This window comes from Haematobacter massiliensis, from assembly GCF_000740795.1.
Taxonomy (GTDB): Bacteria; Pseudomonadota; Alphaproteobacteria; order Rhodobacterales; family Rhodobacteraceae; genus Haematobacter; species Haematobacter massiliensis.
Window position 1 is genome coordinate 247817 of the sequence record NZ_JGYG01000002.1, and the last position, 17342, is coordinate 265158.

12 protein-coding genes and 1 tRNA gene are annotated in these 17342 nt (G+C 66.0%); 8 read left to right on the forward strand and 5 right to left on the reverse strand.

The features are described from left to right. Positions 1-126 precede the first annotated feature (126 nt). From CN97_RS04345 to CN97_RS21180, 4 genes are all read left to right on the forward strand, one after another. Entirely contained in the window at positions 127-1563 is a 1437-nt protein-coding gene (locus CN97_RS04345; protein ID WP_035707679.1) for an NAD(P)-dependent oxidoreductase, read from the forward strand. Then, positions 1560-2027, forward strand: a complete 468-nt coding sequence (locus CN97_RS04350) for a GFA family protein (protein ID WP_051910950.1) — start codon at positions 1560-1562, stop codon at positions 2025-2027. The genes CN97_RS04345 and CN97_RS04350 overlap by 4 nt, the downstream gene beginning before the upstream one ends. A 3-nt stretch (positions 2028-2030) precedes the next feature. After that, positions 2031-6566 carry a glutamate synthase large subunit gene (gene gltB / locus CN97_RS04355; RefSeq protein WP_035707686.1) on the forward strand — a complete coding sequence of 1512 codons (4536 nt, stop codon included), beginning with the start codon at positions 2031-2033 and terminating at the stop codon, positions 6564-6566. 217 nt (positions 6567-6783) lie between these two features. Continuing rightward, positions 6784-7242: a tyrosine-type recombinase/integrase gene (locus tag CN97_RS21180; protein ID WP_051910951.1), complete on the forward strand. Its 459-nt coding sequence runs from the start codon at positions 6784-6786 to the stop codon at positions 7240-7242. A gap of 20 nt (positions 7243-7262) precedes the next feature. Here CN97_RS21180 and CN97_RS04365 read toward each other — a convergent pair. Then, a tRNA-Glu gene (locus CN97_RS04365) sits at positions 7263-7337 on the reverse strand. A gap of 165 nt (positions 7338-7502) precedes the next feature. Between CN97_RS04365 and CN97_RS04370 the strand changes: the two genes are divergently transcribed. Both CN97_RS04370 and CN97_RS04375 read left to right on the forward strand, forming a co-directional pair. Further along, entirely contained in the window at positions 7503-9932 is a 2430-nt protein-coding gene (locus tag CN97_RS04370) for an ATP-dependent helicase (protein ID WP_035708340.1), read from the forward strand. Between the two features lie 39 nt (positions 9933-9971). After that, positions 9972-10655, forward strand: a complete 684-nt coding sequence (locus tag CN97_RS04375; protein WP_035707689.1) for a M48 family metallopeptidase — start codon at positions 9972-9974, stop codon at positions 10653-10655. Between the two features lie 262 nt (positions 10656-10917). Here CN97_RS04375 and CN97_RS04380 read toward each other — a convergent pair whose 3' ends face one another. The 3 genes from CN97_RS04380 to CN97_RS20530 form a co-directional block, all read right to left on the reverse strand. Then, positions 10918-11451, reverse strand: a complete 534-nt coding sequence (locus tag CN97_RS04380) for an RSP_2648 family PIN domain-containing protein (protein ID WP_035707694.1) — start codon at positions 11449-11451, stop codon at positions 10918-10920. A 27-nt stretch (positions 11452-11478) separates the two neighbouring features. After that, positions 11479-12666, reverse strand: a complete 1188-nt coding sequence (locus tag CN97_RS04385; protein ID WP_035707696.1) for an RSP_2647 family RNA methyltransferase — start codon at positions 12664-12666, stop codon at positions 11479-11481. 114 nt (positions 12667-12780) lie between these two features. Beyond that, positions 12781-12948: an RSP_7527 family protein gene (locus CN97_RS20530; protein ID WP_156969573.1), complete on the reverse strand. Its 168-nt coding sequence runs from the start codon at positions 12946-12948 to the stop codon at positions 12781-12783. Positions 12949-13167: 219 nt separating this feature from the next. Here CN97_RS20530 and edd point away from each other — a divergent pair, with 219 nt between their 5' ends. Beyond that, positions 13168-14976 (forward strand): phosphogluconate dehydratase, encoded by a 1809-nt coding sequence (gene edd, locus CN97_RS04390; protein WP_035707698.1) that lies wholly within the window; start codon positions 13168-13170, stop codon positions 14974-14976. 100 nt (positions 14977-15076) lie between these two features. On the opposite strand, the gene dusA is transcribed toward edd, so the two are convergent. Then, positions 15077-16105: a tRNA dihydrouridine(20/20a) synthase DusA gene (dusA, locus tag CN97_RS04395; RefSeq protein WP_035707700.1), complete on the reverse strand. Its 1029-nt coding sequence runs from the start codon at positions 16103-16105 to the stop codon at positions 15077-15079. A 190-nt stretch (positions 16106-16295) separates the two neighbouring features. Here dusA and CN97_RS04400 point away from each other — a divergent pair, with 190 nt between their 5' ends. Further along, positions 16296-16589: a hypothetical protein gene (locus tag CN97_RS04400; RefSeq protein WP_035707701.1), complete on the forward strand. Its 294-nt coding sequence runs from the start codon at positions 16296-16298 to the stop codon at positions 16587-16589. Positions 16590-17342: the final 753 nt, after the last annotated feature.

Below are 17342 nucleotides of genomic sequence, written 5' to 3' on the forward strand. Positions count from 1 at the left end.
GGGACCGAAGATCAAAATAGTTTGGTCTGCGGGGAAGAAAAACGAAAATAGGTCAGCCATACTGACTTTTATATGATTGCGAGCGGTCATATAAGGCCCGAGCCAGGATTTCGTGAGGGCCCAGCTATGGCGAAGCAGCAGATGCTCCAGTTCGTGACCGTCGGCAAGGAAATGCCGTCGAAACGTCCGCCCGAACTCCGGGCCAAGGACTTCCATGAGATTTACGGGGAGTTCTCGGACCCGAAGGCGGCGGAGCAATCAGGCCGCTGCTCGCAATGCGGCGTCCCCTATTGCCAGGCGCATTGCCCGCTCTCCAACAATATTCCCGACTGGCTCCGAATGACCGCAGAGGGGCGTCTGCAGGAGGCCTATGACCTCAGCCAGGCGACCAATACCTTCCCGGAGATCTGCGGCCGCATCTGCCCGCAGGATCGTCTGTGCGAAGGGAACTGCGTCATCGAACAGTCGGGCCACGGCACCGTCACCATCGGCTCCGTGGAGAAATACATCACCGACACCGCCTGGGAACAGGGCTGGGTGAAGCCGATCCGTCCCGCCGTCGAGCGGGAGGAGAGCGTGGGCATCGTCGGCGCCGGGCCTGCGGGGCTTGCTGCGGCGGATCGCCTGCGGCGCATGGGCTTCAAGGTCACGATCTATGATAAATACGACCGTGCGGGCGGGCTGATGACCTATGGCATCCCCGGCTTCAAACTGGAGAAACCGGTCGTCATGCGGCGCTACGAGCAGCTTGTGGATGGCGGGGTTGAGTTCGTGATGAACTGCCGTATCGGCGATGCGATGGATTTCGCGGCGCTGCGCGGCAAGCATGACGCGCTGCTGATCGCCACCGGTGTTTACAAGGCGCGCGACATCAAGGCGCCCGGCGTGGGCCTCAAGGGAATCGTGCAGGCGCTGGACTATCTGACCGCGTCCAATCGTCAGTCCTTCGGTGACAGCGTGCCGGAGATCGAGTCGGGCGAGCTGAACGCCGATGGCAAGCGCGTTGTGGTGATCGGCGGCGGCGACACCGCGATGGACTGCGTGCGCACCGCGATCCGCCAAGGGGCTGTCAGCGTCAAATGCCTGTATCGCCGCGACCGCGCGAATATGCCCGGCTCCCAGCGGGAGACGCAGAATGCGGAGGAGGAGGGCGTCGAATTCGTCTGGCTCTCCGCTCCGAAGGGTTTCGTGGGTGAGGGTGCCGTCACCGGCGTCATGGTGCAGCGCATGCGCCTTGGCCCGCCGGATGCGACGGGGCGGCAGATGCCGGAACTCATCGAGGGCGCCGATTACGTCGAGGATGTCGATATCGTCATCACCGCGCTCGGCTTCGAGCCGGAGGAGATCCCGACGCTCTGGAACGTGCCGGATCTGGAAGTCACGCGCTGGGGAACGGTCAAGGCCGATTTCCGCACCCATGCCACCAACCTGCCCGGTGTCTATGCCGCGGGGGATATCGTGCGCGGGGCGAGCCTCGTCGTCTGGGCGATCCGTGACGGGCGGGAGGCGGCGGATTCCATCGCCGACTACCTCAGCCAGTCGGCACGGGTGGCCGCCGAATGACCGCCGCTGCCGGAGCCGCCGCCATCGGCGGCGTGCGCACCGGGCGCTGTCTCTGCGGCGGCGTGCAGATCTCCATCCGCAACGCTCCAGCCACGCTCGGGGCCTGCCATTGCGAGAACTGCCGCCGCTGGACAGGATCGGCGCTCATCGCGCTGTCGGTGGCGCCTCAGGACATCGCCATCGTCGGATCCGACAGGATCACCGCCTACCGCTCCTCCGACTGGGCGACGCGGTCGTTCTGTACGGTCTGCGGTTCGACCCTCTGGTACCGGCTCACCGTGCCTACGCCGGAGGCGGCGAGCTACGAGATCCCCGTCGGCCTGCTCGACAATCCGCATGGGCTCGCGCTGACCAGCGAGATCTACATTGACCGGAAGCCCGACGGCTACGTGCTCGCGGGCGCCACCAAGCAACAGACCGCCGCCGAGATCGAGGCGTTCATCCAAGCCTCCATGAAGGAGTGAGCCATGACCAAGTATGATGCCGCCTGGGTCGCAGCCGAGGAAGCCAAGCGCAAGTGGATGGCGGAGAACTCGCTTTACCGCGAGGAGGATGAGCATGCCTCCTGCGGTGTTGGGCTCGTCGTCTCGGTGGAAGGCAAGCCCACCCGCCGCGTCGTGCAGGCGGGCATCGACGCGCTGAAGGCCATCTGGCACCGGGGCGCGGTGGATGCGGATGGCAAGACCGGCGACGGCGCCGGCATCCATGTCCAGATCCCCGTCCCCTTCTTCTACGACCAGATCCGCCGCACGGGCCATGAGCCGGACATGTCGAAGCTGGTGGCTGTCGGCCAGGTCTTCCTGCCGCGCACCGACTTCGGCGCGCAGGAACGCTGCCGGACCATCGTGGAAACCGAAGTCCTCCGCATGGGGCACTACATTTACGGCTGGCGGCATGTGCCGGTGAATACCGCCGTTCTGGGGGAAAAGGCGAATGCCACCCGGCCGGAGATCGAGCAGATCCTGATCCGCTGCGAGAAGGACATCGACGCCGAGACTTTCGAGCGCGAGCTCTATGTGATCCGTCGCCGGATCGAGAAGGCCGCCGTCGCCGCGCAGATCTACGGCGTCTATCTCTGTTCGCTGTCCTGCCGCTCGATCATCTACAAGGGCATGATGCTGGCCGAGCAGGTCGCGGAATTCTATCCCGACCTGAAGGACGAGCGGTTCGAGAGCGCCTTCGCCATCTATCACCAGCGCTATTCCACCAACACCTTCCCCCAATGGTGGCTGGCCCAGCCCTTCCGCATGCTTGCCCATAACGGCGAGATCAACACGCTCAAGGGCAACGTGAACTGGATGCGGAGCCACGAGATCCGCATGGCCTCTTCCGCCTTTGGCGAGATGGCCGAGGATATCAAGCCGATCGTGCCCGCCGGCACCTCCGATTCGGGGGCGCTGGACGCGGTGTTCGAACTCATGGTGCGTGGCGGGCGCAATGCGCCGATGGTCAAGACCATGCTGGTGCCGGAAGCCTGGTCCAAGGCCACGACCGACATGCCGCAGGCCTGGGCAGACATGTATGCCTATTCCAACGCCGTGATGGAGCCTTGGGACGGTCCGGCGGCGCTTGCCATGACCGACGGTCGCTGGGTCTGCGGCGGGCTTGACCGCAACGGCCTGCGCCCCATGCGTTACGTGGTGACGGGCGACGGCCTGCTGATCGCGGGGTCCGAGGCTGGCATGGTGCCGGTGGACGAGGCGACCGTAGTGGAGAAGGGGGCGCTTGGCCCCGGCCAGATGATTGCCGTCGATATGGGCGAAGGCAGGCTCTATCACGACCGGGAGATCAAGGACAAACTCGCCGCCTCCGCTCCCTTCGGAGAGTGGGTGGAGAAGGTCATCGCGCTCAACGACATCATGCGCGACCTGCCGGAGCAGGTGATCCATTCCGGCGCGGAACTGCGCCGCCGCCAGATCGCCGCCGGTTACACGCTGGAGGAGCTGGAGCAGATCCTCGCCCCCATGGCGGAGGACGGCAAGGAGGCGCTGGCCTCCATGGGCGATGACACGCCCCCTGCGGTGCTGTCGAAGATCTATCGGCCGCTTTCGCACTTCTTCCGGCAGAACTTCAGCCAGGTAACGAACCCGCCGATCGACTCGCTGCGCGAGGAGCGGGTGATGTCGCTGAAAACCCGCTTCGGCAACCTGAAGAACGTGCTGGATCAGGACAGCTCCCAGACCGAGATCATCGTGCTGGAAAGCCCCTTCATCGCCAACGGGGAGTTCGCGGAACTGCTGCGCCAGTTCGGCCAGAACGTCGGGATCATCGACTGCACCTTCCCGCGCGATGGCGGCCCGGAGGCGCTGAAGCTCGCGCTCGACCGTATCCGTTCGGAGGCGGAGGATGCCGTGCGCTCCGGTGCGTCGCATATCGTGCTGACGGACGAACATCAGGCGGTGGACAGGATCGGCATGCCGATGATCCTCGCCACCTCGGCGGTCCACTCCTGGCTGACCCGCAAGGGTCTGCGGACGTTTTGTTCCATCAACGTCCGCGCGGCAGAATGCATCGACCCGCATTACTTCGCGGTGCTGATCGGCGCGGGCGCGACGACGGTGAACCCCTATCTGGCGGAGGATTCCATCGCGGACCGGATCGAGCGCGGATTGCTCGATTCCACGCTGATGGCGGCGATGCGGAACTACCGCCATGCCATCGACCTCGGCCTGCTCAAGATCATGGCGAAGATGGGAATCTCCGTGATTTCCTCCTATCGCGGTGGCCTGAACTTCGAGGCGGTGGGCCTGTCCCGCGCGATGGTGGCGGAATATTTCCCCGGCATGAACAGCCGCATCTCCGGCATCGGCCTGCACGGCATCCAGATGAAGGTGGAGGAGATCCACGCCAAGGGCTTCCTCGGCGGAGCCGACGTGCTGCCGATCGGCGGCTTCTACAAGGCGCGCCGCTCGGGCGAGAAGCACGCCTGGGAAGCGCAGACCATGCATATGTTGCAGGCGGCCTGCGACCGGGCCTCCTATGAGCTGTGGAAGCAGTATTCCGCTGCCATGCGCTCCAACCCGCCGATCCATATCCGCGACCTGCTGGACATCAAGCCGCTGGGCAAGCCGGTGGCCATCGAGGAGGTGGAGAGCATCACCTCCATCCGCAAGCGGTTCGTGACGCCGGGCATGTCGCTGGGCGCCCTCGGCCCGGAGGCGCACAAGACCCTCAACATCGCCATGAACCGGATCGGCGCGAAATCCGACTCGGGCGAGGGCGGTGAGGATCCGGCGCATTTCCTGCCCGACTCGAACGGCGACAATCCGTCCGCCAAGATCAAGCAGGTGGCGTCCGGCCGCTTCGGCGTGACCGCGGAATACCTCAACAACTGCGAGGAGCTGGAGATCAAGGTCGCCCAGGGCGCCAAGCCCGGCGAGGGCGGCCAGCTTCCCGGCATGAAGGTGACGGAACTCATCGCGCGCCTGCGCCACTCGACCAAGGGCGTCACGCTGATCTCGCCGCCGCCGCACCATGACATCTATTCCATCGAGGATCTGGCGCAGCTCATCTACGACCTGAAGCAGATCAACCCGCGCGCCAAGGTGACGGTGAAGCTCGTCTCCGCCAGCGGCGTCGGCACCATCGCGGCGGGCGTGGCCAAGGCCAAGGCCGACATCATCCTGATCTCCGGCCACAACGGCGGCACCGGGGCCTCGCCTGCCACCTCCATCAAATTCGCGGGGCTGCCGTGGGAGATGGGGCTGACCGAGGCGCATCAGGTGCTCGCCATGAACAACCTGCGCGAGCGGGTGACGCTGCGCACCGATGGCGGGCTCCGCACGGGCCGCGACGTGGTCATCGCCGCGATGATGGGCGCCGAGGAATACGGCATCGGGACCGCCGCGCTGATCGCCATGGGCTGCATCATGGTGCGCCAGTGTCAGTCGAACACCTGCCCGGTCGGCGTCTGCACACAGGATGAACGGCTGCGGGCGAAGTTCACCGGCACGGCGGACAAGGTGGTGAACCTCATCACCTTCTATGCGCAGGAGGTGCGGGAGATCCTCGCCTCCCTCGGCGCGCGGTCTCTGGACGAGGTGATCGGTCGGGCCGACCTGCTGACGCAGGTAAGCCGCGGCTCCGCCTATCTGGACGATCTCGACCTCAATCCGCTGCTGATCTCCGTCGATGACACGCACAAATTCGTCTACGACCGGACGAAGCCGCGCAACTACGTGCCCGACACGCTGGATGCGGAGATCGTCGCCGATGGCGCGCGGTTCTTCGAGGAGGGGGAGAAGATGCAGCTCTCCTACGCCGTGCGGAACACACACCGCACCATCGGCACGCGGGCCTCGTCGCATATCGTGCGGAAGTTCGGGATGCGGAACAACCTGCAGCCCGACCACCTTACGGTGAAGCTGACCGGCTCCGCGGGCCAGTCGCTCGGGGCTTTTGCCGCGCCGGGGCTGAAGATCGAGGTGTCGGGCGATGCGAACGACTACGTCGGCAAGGGCCTGTCGGGCGGTATCGTCGTGGTGAGGCCGGCCATGGGCTCTCCGCTCGAGGCCGCGAAGAACACGATCATCGGCAATACCGTGCTTTACGGCGCGACGGACGGCTATCTCTTTGCCGCCGGTCGGGCGGGCGAGCGCTTCGCTGTCCGCAACTCCGGCGCGAAGGTGGTGATCGAGGGCTGCGGCACCAACGGCTGCGAATACATGACCGGCGGGGTTGCGGTGATCCTCGGCTCCATCGGCGCGAACTTCGCCGCCGGGATGACGGGGGGCATGGCCTATCTCTATGATCCCGACGGCGTGGCCGCTTCGTTCATCAACGCGGAAACGGTCGTGACCGCCCCGGTGGAGGTCGCCCATTGGGAGGAGGAGCTGCGCGCGCTCGTCCAGCGCCACGTGGATGAAACCGGAAGCCGCAAGGGCGCCGATCTCCTTCAGCACTGGAAGCTTGAGCTGGGCAACTTCGTCCAGGTCTGCCCCAAGGAAATGCTCGTGCATCTGCCCTATCCCATCCGTCTCGCGGAAGGCGCGGCGCGAGCCTGATCGAAAGCGGGTTCCGCAACATCAGAAGGAGGGCGGCGACGCCCTCCTTTGCGTTTTGCTCCTGCGCCCGCTCTACCGGCAGCGCCGCTGCTCCCAGATTTGCGTCCGTGTGGGTCCGGTTGGCGCCGGGTGCAGGTCGCCGGATGCCGGATGCCGGTCAGGGAGTACCGCCACGGGAATCGCGATCAGCGCGGCTTCTGCCTCAGGTCGCTGCCGGGTGGGTTGTCAGCATGCGACGCATAAGCAAGGCCGCGCCCGGATCGCTTACAAGCGCGCGAAGACCTCGGTTGCGGCCGACCTGCCGATTCTGCCGGAACTGGCGGAGGAACTGGAGCAGCTTCCCTCCGACCGGATGCTGTTCATCACTCAAGACGCACGGCCGATCGGCTACAAGCCCGAGACGCTGGGCAATTGGTTTCGGGACCGTTGCGGGGAGGCCGCCGTGCCTGGATCGCTCCACGGTCTGCGGAAAGCGGGGGCCACGCGCCTTGCGGATGCGGGGGCCACGAACTGGGAAATCGCCTCTTATCTCGCACATGCCGACACGAAGCAGGCGGACACCTACACGAAGAAGGCGGACCGATCACGATTGGCAGATAGCGGGTTCGCGAAGCTTGGGAACGTGTCCAACTTTTCCGAAAAGTTGGACAGAAAGGCCGGAAAAGCCGATGAATAACAATCACTTACAGAAAGAAGTGGCAGCCCGTAGGGGAGTCGAACCCCTCTTTTCAGGTTGAAAACCTGACGTCCTAACCGATAGACGAACGGGCCACGCTTGGCGTGGGGCGGTATCTAGGGGAGGCGGCGGGGAGGCGCAAGAGGAAAAACGCAGGGAATGGAGAGATTTCTGCCGTGCAGTTACGGAACACCGCGCGGCATGAACATAAAGGGAACGTATCTCTTGGCGCGCGGAGACGCTTGCGCTATATCGGACCGATGAGCGAATGGGATGACGAAGCCGAGGCGTTCGAGAGCGCCGCCGAAGGTCGGGGGGCAAAGGTGCCGCTCTCCCGCCGCGCGATGGCCATGCGCCCCGCCCCTTATCTCAACGATCTCAATCCCGCCCAGCGGGAGGCGGTGGAGACACTGGACGGGCCCGTGCTGATGCTCGCAGGGGCAGGCACCGGCAAAACCAAGGCGCTCACCGCGCGTATCGTGCACATCCTGAACACTGGTCGCGCCCGGCCCGATGAAATCCTCGCCGTCACCTTCACCAACAAGGCTGCGCGGGAAATGCGGGAGCGGGTGGGCCGGCTGCTGGGCGGCGTGGGGGAGGGGATGCCCTGGCTCGGCACCTTCCATGCGATCTCCGTGCGGCTCCTCAGGCGCCATGCGGAACTGGTAGGGCTGAAGTCGAACTTCACCATTCTCGACACGGACGATCAGGTGCGTCTGCTCAAGCAGCTCATCGTGGCCGCGGGAATTGACGAGAAACGCTGGCCGGCGCGGCAGCTCGCCGGAGTGGTGGAAGGCTGGAAGAATCGCGCCCTGACACCGGACCGGGTTCCGGCGGCGGATGCGGGGGCCTTCAACCGCCGGGGGGTGGAACTCTATGCCGCCTATCAGGACCGCCTGAAGGTTCTGAACGCCGTCGATTTCGGCGACCTGCTCATGCATGTCGTGACGATCTTTCAGAGCTATCCCGACGTTCTGGAAGGGTATCAGCGCCGCTTCCGATACATTCTGGTCGACGAGTATCAGGATACCAACGTCGCGCAGTATCTGTGGCTACGGCTGCTTGCCCAGGCGCATCGCAACATCTGCTGCGTGGGTGACGACGATCAGTCGATCTATGGCTGGCGCGGCGCCGAAGTCGGCAACATCCTGCGGTTCGAGAAGGATTTTCCCGGCGCGCGGGTGATCCGGCTGGAGCAGAACTACCGCTCCACGCCGCATATCCTCGCCGCTGCCTCCGGGCTGATCGAGGCGAACGAGAGCCGGCTCGGCAAGACCTTGTGGACGGATGCGCCGGATGGCGAGAAGGTCCGCGTCATCGGCCATTGGGATGGCGAGGAGGAGGCCCGCTGGATCGGGGAGGAGATCGAAGCCCTCCTTAGCACGCATCGCGCGGTGGGGCCTAAAACGCTGGACGATATGGCGATCCTCGTCCGCGCCTCGCACCAGATGCGCGCGTTCGAGGACCGGTTCCTGACCATCGGCCTGAACTACCGGGTGATCGGCGGTCCGCGCTTCTATGAGCGGTTGGAGATTCGCGATGCGATGGCCTATTTCCGCCTCGCCGTCAGCCCGGACGACGATCTGGCCTTCGAGCGGATCGTGAACACGCCAAAGCGAGGTCTGGGGGAGAAGGCGCAGGCGCTGATCCAGTCCACGGCGCGGGCGCGGGGGCTGACACTGGTCCGCGCGGCGAAATATCTGGTCGAGGCTGGGGAGATACGCGGTAAGGGCGGGACGGAGCTTCGCACGCTCGTCGCCGCGATCGGGCGCTGGCATGCGGAGGCGCTGGCCCCGGCGGATCTGCCCGAAGACGCGGTGGTGGAGCCGCTGCGCGCGGGCGCGGGCCGGTCGCGCTCGCATGTGGAGCTGGCGGAAACCATTCTGGACGAATCCGGCTATACCGCGATGTGGCAGAACGAAAAGACGCCCGAAGCTCCCGGACGGTTGGAGAACCTCAAGGAACTCGTGAAGGCGCTGGAGAGCTTCGACGGGCTTCAGGGCTTCCTTGAGCATGTCGCGCTCATCATGGACAACGAGCAGGAGGAGGGGACGCCCAAGGTCTCCATCATGACGCTCCATGCCGCGAAGGGGCTGGAGTTTCCGGTGGTCTTTCTGCCGGGGTGGGAGGATGGCCTGTTCCCCTCGCAGCGCGCGATGGATGAGAGCGGCCTGAAGGGTTTGGAGGAGGAGCGGCGGCTGGCTTATGTCGGCATCACCCGCGCGCGGGAGTTGTGCACGATCTCCTTCGCCTCTAACCGGCGCGTCTATGGCCAATGGCAATCCCAGATGCCCTCCCGCTTCATCGACGATCTGCCGGAGGAGGATGTGGAGGTGCTGACACCCCCGGGCCTTTACGGCGGCGGCTATGGGGCGGCGGGCTTTGCGGCGATGGAGGCCAAGGCGGCCTCTGCCGATGTCTACAACTCTCCTGGCTGGCGGCGGATGCAGGAACGTGCGGCGCGACGTCCCACGGCCCAGCCCCGGGAATCACGCGGGCCGGTCATCGATCTGGATGCCGTATCGCCTTTCGCCGTGGGCGACAGGGTGTTCCATCAGAAGTTCGGCTATGGCGCCGTGACTGCTGTGGAGGGCGACAAGGCCCATGTGCAGTTCGACAAGGCGGGGGAGAAGAATGTCATGTCGGCCTATCTCGTTCGTGCCGATCAAGCCGACGACGTGCCGTTCTGACGCGTTGCAGGGCATGAGGTCCTTGCCCATATTGGTCTGATGATCAAACTTCTGCCCCTCCTGCTGATGCTGGCCTATGGCTTCGTGACCTACCGCCTGTCGGTCTGGCGGTCGCGGCGGGAGCTGGACGCGCGGTCCAGCCCGCTCCGCGATCCCGATCTCGGTCGTTTCACCGATCAGATGGCGCGGGCGCTGGACCTGAAGTCGATCCCCGTACATCTTTACGATGTGCCGGTGGTCAACGGGTTGGCCGCGCCCGACGGGCGGATCTTCATCACCCGCGGGTTCTATGACAAGTTCCGGGCCGGAGAGGTTTCGGGGGAGGAGATGGCAAGTGTCATTGCCCATGAACTCGGCCATGTTGCGCTTGGCCATGCCCGGCGGCGGATGATCGACTTCACCGGACAGAATGCGATCCGCCTTGCGCTTGCGCCTATTCTGGGGCGGTTCCTGCCGGGGTTGGGGATGGTGCTGGCGAACGGGCTGGCCTCGCTGGTCGCCGCGCGGCTGTCGCGGCAGGATGAGTATGAGGCGGATGCCTGGGCCGCCGCCCTGCTGACCCGTTCGGGCATCGGCACAGCGCCGCAGAAGGCGTTGTTTACCAAGCTCGACAAGCTGGCGGGGGGGCGCGCGCCGGTTGCCTGGCTGTCCAGCCACCCGGCCAGCCCGGACCGCGTCAGCGCCATCGAGGCACTGGAAAAACGCTGGGTGCCGCAGGGCTGAAAGGGGCATGACTGACAGGTCGTGCAGAAGGCTTGCCTGACCTAACGGGCTGGCGAGAAAGGCTTGCAGGTCAGCGTTGAGGCGGAAATCATTGCCGATCCGGCGCAATATCCCCGAAATTGACACGGTTCTGATTATCCGGGAGCCGATCTTCCAATTCCTGGAAGCTGAGACGACTTTTTCAGCAGCTTGTTGAAGCGGTGGCTGAAAAACACCCGAGACGCCGGATCTCTCCGACCCAAAGGCCGCCAAGGGCGTGCTCTCAGGTAAGCGCCTTGCCGAGCCGGGGCAGCCGCACCCGCCGAAGAAGGGCGCGCAGCGGCTGCTCCCGCCCGGAAATCTCCTCCGTCCGCGCCTGCACCGCCCTGACGACCGCTTCGATCTCCGCAGGGTGCCGGAGCCACAGATCCATCAGGTAGTCATCTGGCGCTTCGGCGCGCAGCAGGTGAATTTCCAGTTCGCGGCGGGGAAAATCCTTCATGTTCTGCGTAAGGATCACCTCGGCACCGCCCGCCTTGGCGGCGGCAAGAACGTGGATGTCATCGGGATCGGGCAGGTAAAGCCCCGCGGTTTCGGCTGCCGTGACTTCCGCCTCCGGCCAGCGGGCGTTCAGAAGCGCGATTTCCCCCCGTGCCACCACCTCCTGCCCGGGGCCGAGGCGGCGGGCGGCCAACGCCCACTCCTCAAGTATCCGCGCGGACCAGAGGGGGGTGAACACCCCTGCGGCCGCCACACCGGTCACGATTTCCCGCAGTACCGTGGGATAGAGGACATTTGCGTCGATCAGCACCCGCATCGCCGGCTCCGGTTGTTCCGTCTCAGATCAGTCGAGCCGGAAGAACAGCGCCTTCAGATAGCCCGACTCCGCCAGTTGCGGCAGCAGCGGATGGTCCGGCCCGGCAAAGCCCGTATGCAGCAGCTGCGCCCGCCGTCCGGCCCGGCCGATGCCCCGCACATTGGCGCCCCTGAAGGCGGCGAGGTCAGCGGCATGCGAGCAGGAGCACAGCCCCAGATAGCCGCCAGGCGCGACCAGCGGTGCGGCGAGACGGGCAACGCGCTCATAGGCCCGCAGCCCCGCCTCCAGCGCTTGCTTGGACGGGGCGAAAGCAGGCGGATCACAGACGACGAGGTCGAATTGCGCCCCCTCCGCTGCCAGCGCCTCAAGCGTGGCGAAGGCATCGCCCTGGCGCGTGGCGAAGCGTGAGGCCGCCCCCATGGCCACTGCCCCGTCCTGCGCGAGCTTCAGAGCCGGGGCGGAACTGTCCACCGCCAGCGCGCGCTCCGCTCCGCCCGCAAGCGCTGCCAGCGAAAAGCCTCCGACATGGGAAAAGACATCCAGCACCCGCGCCCCCTTCGCCAGACGCTGGGCGAAGGCATGGTTGGGCCGCTGGTCGAAGAACAGCCCGGTCTTCTGCCCGCCGAGCAGGTCGGCCATATAGATCGCGCCGTTCATGGGCACCGGAACGGGCGCGTCGATCGCGCCCTGCAGCACCGTCAACTCCTCTGGCAAGCCCTCCAGCGCCCGCGCCCGGCCCATGCCGTTGCGGATGATGGTGGTGACGCCGGTGACCTTTGCCAGCGCGGCAGAGAGCGGCCCGATCAGCGTCTCCGACCACGCGGCATTCGGCTGGATCACGGCGGCATCGCCGAAACGGTCGATGACCACGCCCGGCAGGCCATCCGCCTCGGCATGGACGAGGCGGTAGTAGGGCGCGTCGAACAGCGTCTCGCGGAGCGCCAGCGCCCGCTGCAGCCGGGTCGCGAACCATGCCTCGTCGATCACCGCCGCAGGATCGCGGTCGATCATCCGGCAGACGATGCGCGAATTGGAATTGACCGTGACGAGACCCAGAACCCGCCGTTCCCCATCCTCCAGCACGGCGAGGGCGCCGGCATCCAGCCCCTTGGTCCGGCGGTCGGTGACCAGTTCGTCGGCATAGACCCAAGGGAAGCCGTGGCGGATCGCGCGGGCTTCGGCCTTGGGTTTGAGTCTCACGGTCGGGTAGGTCATGGGTTCTCCAGGTGAGAGCGTGGCGCGTCCGGGGCAGGCGGGTCTGCATAGGCACCCAGGACATGCGAAAGCCCCGGAGTCATCCGGGGCTTTTCCGTCCTCAAACGGGTTTCGTCAATGCGCGTGGTGCGCGGAGCCTTGCCGGTGCAGCGGATGGGCAAGCCAAGCAAAGACCTTCGGCATCAGCCGGGCGATGGTCTCGGCGCGCAGTTCCGACGCTTCGCGGACGATCTCGGGGACGGATTTCGGTTCGCCACGGATCTCGGTCTCAAGCAGTTTCATGGCCTTCTCCTGTGGGGGTGATTGCGGATGTTCTCTATATAGGTCAGCAAGACTGACTTAGCTACCGCGGAAAGCTTGGGTCCGATATGCAATCCGCGCATGATCCCGGGGCGGGGTGCCGCCCATAACAATTTCGGTGCAACGCACGGCCCGGGATGGAATTGTTAGCGCATGACAGCCATGTTAGAGCTGCGACGATGAGACGGAAGGAGCAGCCCCATGCCACTCGATGCGACACTTGCCGACGTCACGGAACGCATCCGCAAGCGGAGCAGGGAGGCCCGGTCATCCTATCTCGACCGCATAGGGCGCGCGCGGGAGGCGGGTCCGGCGCGGGGGCATCTGGCCTGTGGCAATCAGGCGCATGCCTATGCCGCCGCGACCCCGGGTGACAAGGCGGAGCTTGTCGCCGACAAGGCGCCCAACATCGGTATCATCACCGCCTATAACGACATGCTGTCCTCCCATCAGCCCTATGAGCGCTTCCCGGACGTGATCCGTGCCGCAGCGCGGCGCATCGGCGCCACGGCGCAGGTCGCGGGTGGCGTGCCGGCCATGTGCGATGGGGTGACGCAGGGCCGCGCCGGGATGGAACTGTCACTGTTTTCCCGCGATGTGATCGCGCTGGCGGCGGCGGTAGGGCTGTCGCACGACACGTTCGACGCGGCGCTCTACCTCGGCGTCTGTGACAAGATCGTTCCCGGTCTGGTGATCGCAGCGGCGAGCTTCGGCCATATTCCCGCGGTATTCCTGCCCTCCGGCCCGATGACATCCGGCCTGCCCAATTCGGAGAAGGCCAAGGTGCGGGAGCTGTTCGCCGCCGGAAAGGTCGGGCGGGAGGAGCTGATGCGGGCGGAAATGGAAAGCTATCACGGCCCCGGCACCTGCACATTCTATGGCACGGCGAACTCCAACCAGATGCTGATGGAATTCATGGGCCTGCAACTGCCCGGCTCCAGCTTCGTCAACCCGAACACTCCCTTGCGGGAGGCTCTGACAGTGGCGGGGGTGGAGCGTGCGGCCGCGATCAGCGCACTCGGCAATGGCTATACGCCTGTCGCGGAAATACTCGATGAGCGGACTTTCGTGAACGGCATCGTCGGCCTGATGGCGACAGGGGGATCGACGAACCATGTGCTGCACCTGCCCGCCATGGCGCGGGCGGCGGGGATCATCCTCGATCTTGAGGATTTCGACAGCCTTTCCGCCATCACACCGCTGATGGCGCGCGTCTATCCGAACGGGTTGGCCGACGTGAACCATTTCCATGCGGCGGGCGGTCTGGGCTACATGATCGGCGAGTTGCTGGCGGCAGGGCTGCTGCATCCCGACACCCGGACGGTCGCGGGCGAAGGGCTCGGCCTCTATACGCAGGAACCGGTGCTGATGGAGGGTGGTCTCGGCTGGCGGCAGGGGTCGGGTGAATCGCTGAACCCGCAGATCCTGCGCGGTGCCGCCGATCCGTTCCAGCAGCAGGGGGGCCTCCGGCAGCTGCACGGCAACCTCGGGCGCGGGGTCATCAAGGTTTCCGCCGTGGCGGAGGAGCGTCGCTTCATCGAGGCGCCGGCCCGCGTCTTCGCCAATCAGGAGGATGTGAAGGCCGCCTTCAAGGCGGGTGAGTTCACGGGCGACACGATCGTCGTCGTACGGTTTCAGGGGCCGCGTGCGAATGGCATGCCGGAGCTTCACAGCCTGACGCCGATCCTCGCCGTGCTGCAGGACAAGGGTCTGCGCGTGGCGCTGGTGACGGATGGGCGGATGTCCGGTGCCTCGGGCAAGGTGCCTGCCGCGATCCATGTCAGCCCGGAAGCTGCCGATGGCGGCCCGCTGGCGCGCGTTCGGGATGGCGATGTGCTGCGGCTCGATGCGGTGGGGGGAACGCTGGAAAACCTGCACCCCGATTTTCTGCTGCGCGATCCGGTGGTCGAGGATCTTTCCGGCCATCACTCCGGCATGGGGCGGGAGCTGTTCGACGCTTTCCGGCGGAATGTCGGCTCCTCCGTCCACGGCGCGGCGGTGGTCGTCTGAGGGCGGAGGCCCCCACCGGCCCCGCTGGCCTCCGATGGATCACGCGGCGGTCTTGTCCCACAGAAGTGGGTGGACATCCGCTTGAAAGCCCCCCGACGGCTCACGTGGCGGCGAGAATTTCTTCCAGTGCACGGTCCAGTGCCTCCAGCCCCGCATCGGGGCGGGAGCCGGCTTCCGACAGGCTCCGCCGCCATGACCGCGCGCCGGGGCGTCCGGCGAACAGGCCGAGCATGTGCCGCGTAATGGCGCCGAGCCTGCCGCCGATGGCAAGGTGCCGCGCGATATAGGGGCGCATCGCCGCGACGACGGCCTCCGGGCTGCGGTCCGGGGTATCGCTTCCGAATATCAGCCGGTCGGCGGGCAGCAGGATTTCGCCGGGATCGTGATAGGCCGCGCGTCCGATCATCACCCCGTCCAGCCCCTGCTCCAGCAGCTCACGCGCCGTGGCGAGGCTGCCGATCCCGCCGTTGATGATAATGGTGAGGTCGGGGAAGGCCCGTTTCATCGACAGCACCAAAGGATAGTCGAGCGGCGGTATCTCCCGGTTCTCCTTGGGGCTCAGGCCCTTCAGCCATGCCTTCCGCGCATGGACGATGACGCGGTGGATGCCCGCAGCCTGCACGGTCTCCAGAAAGGCGGGAAGCACCTCCTCCGGCACCTGGTCATCGACACCGATGCGGCATTTCACCGTCACCTCCACGCCCGTCACACCCGCGCCCCTCACCCCCGCGCCCGTCACCTCAGCCGCCTCGCGCATCGCGGCCAGGCAGTCGCTGACCAGCGCCGGATCCCGCATCAGCACAGCGCCGAAGCAGCCCGATTGCACGCGGTCCGAGGGGCAGCCGACGTTCAGATTGACCTCGCGGTAGCCGTGATCTACACAGATCCGCGTGGCCGCGGCCAGCTCCCCCGGCTCGGATCCGCCAAGCTGCACCGCGACGGGTTGTTCGGAAGGATCGTGATCCAGAAGCCGCAGCGCCCCGCCCCGCACCAGGGCCGCCGCAACGACCATCTCGGTATAGAGCAATGTATGGCGGCTCATCTGCCGGTGCAGGTAGCGGCAGTGCCGGTCGGTCAGGTCGATCATCGGGGCCACCGACAGGCGGTAGGCAGGGGGCACGGCGTTCATGTGTCGTCCTTTCATCCCCGGCGATGTAGGGCGCCGATGCTCATGTCGAAAGACCGCGAAGCGCAGCGACATGCCATCATTCGACGGTTTCCGCAACAGGGCGAAGTCTTGCCCGGTTTACTCTCTGCCCCTTGAGCCGCCGCGAGGAACGGCCCAGAAGAGAGGCAGGAGCACTTGAAGGGAGTATCCCATGCATCGCCTGTTCTTAGCCTTTGCCGCCGCCTGCCTGCTCGGGTCGCCTGCCATGGCCCGCATGTCGGGCTTTTACGAAAGCGCAGAGATCATCCACGCCATCCTCGGCGACAATCAGGTGGCGGACGGGCTGCGTCAGCAGCCGATCGAGAGCATCGCCCGCACCCGCGACGGCTATGTGGTGCAGAGTCAGAACTGCTCCGTCGGCGTGGTCGTGGAAACCCGCAGGGCCGACAGGCCCGGGCGCGACAACTTTTCCCTGCGCGTTCAGCGGGGGCGCTGCCGCCGGTAGCGGGGAAGCCGCAAGGCAACGGCGGGCCTCCGCTTCCCGCTCGTGATCGGCCGCTCACCGTCTGCCGCGACAGGACCGGCGAGGCTGCGCTTCCCGCAGGGGCGGCGAGGTGCAGCCTGTGAGGCGGGCCCGGCGCCGGGGGCGAGACGCCATGGCTCCAAACGGCTGAAAGACCTGTTGCACTTCACCAGGGTGGCGGAGGTCGCTTATCGATGCGCGGTCCCTCCCGGAAGGTGCCGGTGATCCGCCGGAAGCAGCCGGCAAGAGGGTAAAGGGCGCTCCGCAGCGCCCCTGCCGGTCGTTCCTCAAGTCAGGTTGAAGCCTCCCATGCACCGGCGCGAAGCCTGCTCCTTCGCCGCCGGTTTGGGGCGCACCGGGACGAGAGAAGGGACCGGAGAGAAACAAGCCGACCCTGACCCGCTCGGGCTATCCTGCTGGACAGGACGGCCACGTCTGACGCCTCTGCATCCGCTCCGCGAGTTTGTCGGGTTGTTCTTCTGCGTTGGAGCACGCCTGCCGCCGCGCGCGGGGGCCGCTGAACCACCAATGAAGCAAATTCGGCTCGTGCCTGCGCCCGCACGGGCGCGCCTTGGCGGATTTCCCGCCTGAGACCGTGCCTGCGCAGAGGGCCGCGACGGCCGTCACTCAGAGCGGGGCTCCCCCTTTGTTTCCTTGCATCCCGCAGCCAGCTATACGCTGCAGGAGGACAATCGGAGCGCGTTGGCCCGCGAGCGGGCCGCGACCAGATGCAAC

What these genes read in the sequence shown, in the direction of transcription:
- CN97_RS04345 (WP_035707679.1), top strand. Translation starts at nt 127, where the DNA reads ATGGCGAAGCAGCAGATGCTCCAGTTCGTGACCGTCGGCAAGGAAATG.
- CN97_RS04350 (WP_051910950.1), top strand. Translation starts at nt 1,560, where the DNA reads ATGACCGCCGCTGCCGGAGCCGCCGCCATCGGCGGCGTGCGCACCGGG.
- gltB (WP_035707686.1), top strand. Translation starts at nt 2,031, where the DNA reads ATGACCAAGTATGATGCCGCCTGGGTCGCAGCCGAGGAAGCCAAGCGC.
- CN97_RS04370 (WP_035708340.1), top strand. Translation starts at nt 7,503, where the DNA reads ATGAGCGAATGGGATGACGAAGCCGAGGCGTTCGAGAGCGCCGCCGAA.
- CN97_RS04375 (WP_035707689.1), top strand. Translation starts at nt 9,972, where the DNA reads ATGATCAAACTTCTGCCCCTCCTGCTGATGCTGGCCTATGGCTTCGTG.
- CN97_RS04380 (WP_035707694.1), bottom strand. Translation starts at nt 11,451, where the DNA reads ATGCGGGTGCTGATCGACGCAAATGTCCTCTATCCCACGGTACTGCGG.
- CN97_RS04385 (WP_035707696.1), bottom strand. Translation starts at nt 12,666, where the DNA reads ATGACCTACCCGACCGTGAGACTCAAACCCAAGGCCGAAGCCCGCGCG.
- CN97_RS20530 (WP_156969573.1), bottom strand. Translation starts at nt 12,948, where the DNA reads ATGAAACTGCTTGAGACCGAGATCCGTGGCGAACCGAAATCCGTCCCC.
- edd (WP_035707698.1), top strand. Translation starts at nt 13,168, where the DNA reads ATGCCACTCGATGCGACACTTGCCGACGTCACGGAACGCATCCGCAAG.
- dusA (WP_035707700.1), bottom strand. Translation starts at nt 16,105, where the DNA reads ATGAACGCCGTGCCCCCTGCCTACCGCCTGTCGGTGGCCCCGATGATC.
- CN97_RS04400 (WP_035707701.1), top strand. Translation starts at nt 16,296, where the DNA reads ATGCATCGCCTGTTCTTAGCCTTTGCCGCCGCCTGCCTGCTCGGGTCG.